Source organism: Candidatus Poribacteria bacterium, assembly GCA_021295755.1.
GTDB lineage: Bacteria > Poribacteria > WGA-4E > WGA-4E > PCPOR2b > PCPOR2b.
In genome coordinates, this window is the sequence record JAGWBT010000036.1 from 38832 (window position 1) to 42469 (window position 3638).

The window sequence follows — 3638 nt, forward strand, 5'->3', positions numbered from 1 at the left end:
CGCTGTCGTCGCCCATGACAGTGCGTGGGGTATTGAAGCGGATTCCCGCGCACCTGAGCGTCGCATGGGGACGGTGTTCGGGGAAATCCGCTTTGATCGTGTTGCCGAGGCACTTGGCGGGGAAGGGGTATATATTGAGCATCCCAATCAGCTTGGACCCGCGATTGAGCGTGGTCTTGCCGCGGATACAGTCACCTTTATTCATGTCCCGACAGAGCTTGGAGGGATTGGGTATCTGGATGGGCAGTATACAGAGCAAGAATAAAACAATAGATGGACGTATCCTGAAGAGCAAAGCACAACAAGCAGGTTAAAACTTCACGACGTGATACGTAATGCGTAAACGGCTTCTTCTTACGCATTGCGTAAACATTGGGATTGACACACTAATTGAGATGGGTTAAAATAAGCCCAATTTTAATGCCGATTTGTCTGAGGACAATGCTGGAAAATCTGAGAGATTAGTAAAATTCACTCACCAAAACACCACCTTGACCGTAAGGAGGCAAAAAATGTTTGAAGGATCCTTTGTCGCACTTGTGACACCATTCAAAGATGACGAATCCCTTGATGAAACCAAACTTAAAGAGCTAATCGAATTCCAGATCGATGGGGGCACACACGGCATCGTTCCCTGCGGCACGACCGGTGAATCTCCCTCCCTTTCAGAGGAGGAGCATGACCGTGTGATAGAACTCACGGTTGAGACAGTGAATGGTCGTGTGCCAATCATCGCAGGAACAGGCTCCAATTCGACGGCGCGGACCTTGCGAGCGACGGAGCACGCAAAAGCCGCCGGTGCCGATGCTGCGCTCATCGTAACGCCGTACTATAACAAACCTAACCAACAGGGATTGTACGCGCATTACATGAAAATTGCCGACAGCGTTGACATCCCGATTATTATCTATAATGTTCCCCCTCGTTGTGGGACAGACATTCTTTCGGACACCGTTGCTCAACTCGCTGAACACCCGAATATTGTCGGACTCAAAGAGGCAACCGGCGAACTCAAGCGCTCCAGTGAATTGGTGTCGATGTGCCCTGACGATTTTGTCGTGCTGTCGGGCGATGATATCAATACCTTGCCGATCCTCTCTGTCGGTGGAAAGGGCGTAATCTCGGTTGTTGCGAATGTGGCTCCCGCTGATATTGCTGAGACGTGCAACGCCTTCAAAGCAGGTAATATTGAACTCGCTCGAAAACTCCACTACAAAACTATGCAGTTGGCGGTGGACCTCTTTATTGAGACCAATCCCATCCCTGCGAAGACAGCCCTTATGCTGATGGGGAAACTCAACGGTAAGCTGCGGCTGCCACTTGCGCCACTCACACCTGCCAATCAGGAGACGTTGCGTCAAACATTGAAGGACGCAGGTTTGATTAGCTAGTAATGAGTCAACTTGGGCTTGATGGATAACCTGAAAGATAGCTGCCGTGCTTATAAATTTCCTTATGGAGTCGGCAGCTATCTTTTGGTCAATGTTGAAAAATCGGCTGGTAGTTATCTGACGACTTGTCAATCGGAGGAGCAACAATGCAATATCGTGCTTTGGGAACGACCGGCTTAACCGTTTCCGAGATCGGCATGGGGACATGGGAGCTCGGTGGACGCGAATGGGGCGATATAGACGAGGCAGTAGCAATCCGTCTGCTCCAGTATGCGTATGAACATGGGGTTACTCTGTACGATACCGCCGATCAGTATGGTGGTGGTCGCTCAGAACGGCTGCTTGGGCAGGCTTTCGCTAACATGCAAGACGCAGTGGTTATCGCCACGAAGGTCGGCTATGAAATAGGCTCCGATGGTTGGGTGAGTCAGGGGTGGGAACAACGACCGTCGTATAACGCTTCCCGTGACTACATTCGCGCCTCTGTGGAGGGAAGTTTACAGCGATTGGGACGCGAAGCGATAGACACCTACCAATTCCACGCTCCTCCGCCTCCCGAACAGTGGGATGAAGCTTTCGAGACAATGGAACAACTCAAAGCTGAAGGGAAAATACGTTTTTATGGCATGGCTCTCGGCAGCGAAGCACAAGCGTTGAAAGCAATTGAGGAGACCGGCATCTCAACAATGATGCTGACTTACAACATCCTGAATCAATCTATGGCTGAAACGGTGCTGCCGGCAGCACAATCCAAAGGTGTAGGGGTTATCGTGCGACAACCGCTTGCATCAGGACTGTTGTCCGGACAACTGACACTAGATACAAAATTTGCCGACAACGACCATCGCAAAACTTGGTCCTCTGAGCAGCTTCGCAACGACTTGCGACAAGTAGAAATTGTCAAAGAAATTGTCGGTGACGCAACCGAGACACTTCCGCAAGCCGCCCTCAAATTTATCCTTGCCCATCCAGCCGTCAGTGCGGTTGTCCCTGGCATGATGACGACCGCACAGGTAGACGATGGTGTTGCCACAGCGGATCTCCCTGCGCTGCGCTCGCACATTTTGCAGCGATTACAGAAGGAATTCTGATACCAAAACGCGTGTAAACTGTTCTCACGTCCTATGGTCATGAATCGCCTGAAGTTTCAACGCAAGCTGATGATTCTTTTTGTGGGAATGGCACTGCTACCCACTGTTGTCCTCGTTCTCGTCTCCTACCACCTCATTAGCCGAAGCGTGGAGCGTTGGGCAAACCACCAGATTGCGTTAACGCTTACGAATTCCGCGGCAATTATCGAAGGTGCCAGTGAAATCGCTCATACGCTCGAACTTTATGAGAACCTACCCTTGACAGACACCGCTGAACTTTTGGCGGTTGATGAGGACTTGGTTGCTGTATTGGAGGACTTTGACTCCAACGCCGTCGAGATACGAGCCACCGAACTCGCGGACACTTACGGCGATTACCTCATCGCTATCTACGATTGGGACGGACATCTTGTCTTTAGCACCAACCCGAATCATCCACCCGAAACGCTTACCACTTTTTTGAGACCATTGGATGAGTTACCTGATGCTCCAACCATCTCGCACGAATTGGCAGCCCAAGGTTTTTTGATTTGCGGTGTGCCAATCTTTTCAGAGGATGGAATGAGACGCTTGGGGGCGATGGTCGTCGGGAAATCGATGGCATTGACACCCGCCCAGATGCAAGCCCAGATGTCAGCCATCCAGAACAAACTGAACCGTCTGGAAACGGATATCGATGCGGAAGGGACCGCATATCGCCGAACGGAAAGCCGCACAACCGTTATCGCTCTACTGATCACAGCGGCACTGATTGTGGTCGTTGCCTTTTTCGTCAGCAGAATCCTTGCGAAAGAAATTAACACACCGATTCGGTCACTCGTCGCCGGCACGGAGCAGATCTCCAATGGAAACCTCGACTATCAGGTGGCGGTGCAGACTGATGATGAGTTCGCCCTCTTAGCGGGGGCTTTCAACCGGATGGTCTCCGACCTGAAAGCACGTACTGAGGAGTTAAGGCGTGCCGAAAAAATTGCGGCGTGGCAGGATATCGCACAGAAATTAGCACATGAGATTAAGAATCCGTTGACACCGATTCAGTTGTCGGCGCAGCGTCTGCAGCGTCGTTACCGCAATAACCCTGACGATCTCTCCGAACTTTTGGAGCGCTGCACCCAAACCATTATCACTGAAGTTGAAGGGTTGCGCCGCTTACTTG

4 protein-coding genes are annotated in these 3638 nt (G+C 51.2%); all 4 read left to right on the top strand.

The genetic code is table 11. The features are described from left to right. A partial coding sequence (locus J4G02_07165; protein MCE2394355.1) for a hypothetical protein occupies positions 1 to 265 on the top strand: 265 nt, incomplete at its 5' end. A 247-nt stretch (positions 266 to 512) separates the two neighbouring features. After that, positions 513 to 1391 (top strand): 4-hydroxy-tetrahydrodipicolinate synthase, encoded by an 879-nt coding sequence (locus J4G02_07170; protein ID MCE2394356.1) that lies wholly within the window; start codon positions 513 to 515, stop codon positions 1389 to 1391. Positions 1392 to 1537: 146 nt separating this feature from the next. Further along, positions 1538 to 2482, top strand: coding sequence for an aldo/keto reductase (locus J4G02_07175; GenBank protein MCE2394357.1), 945 nt, complete (start codon positions 1538 to 1540; stop codon positions 2480 to 2482). Positions 2483 to 2521: 39 nt separating this feature from the next. Next, positions 2522 to 3638, top strand: a 1117-nt coding sequence (locus J4G02_07180) for a HAMP domain-containing protein (protein MCE2394358.1), incomplete at its 3' end; no start/stop codon positions are given.

What these genes read in the sequence shown, in the direction of transcription:
- J4G02_07170 (MCE2394356.1), top strand. Translation starts at nt 513, where the DNA reads ATGTTTGAAGGATCCTTTGTCGCACTTGTGACACCATTCAAAGATGAC.
- J4G02_07175 (MCE2394357.1), top strand. Translation starts at nt 1,538, where the DNA reads ATGCAATATCGTGCTTTGGGAACGACCGGCTTAACCGTTTCCGAGATC.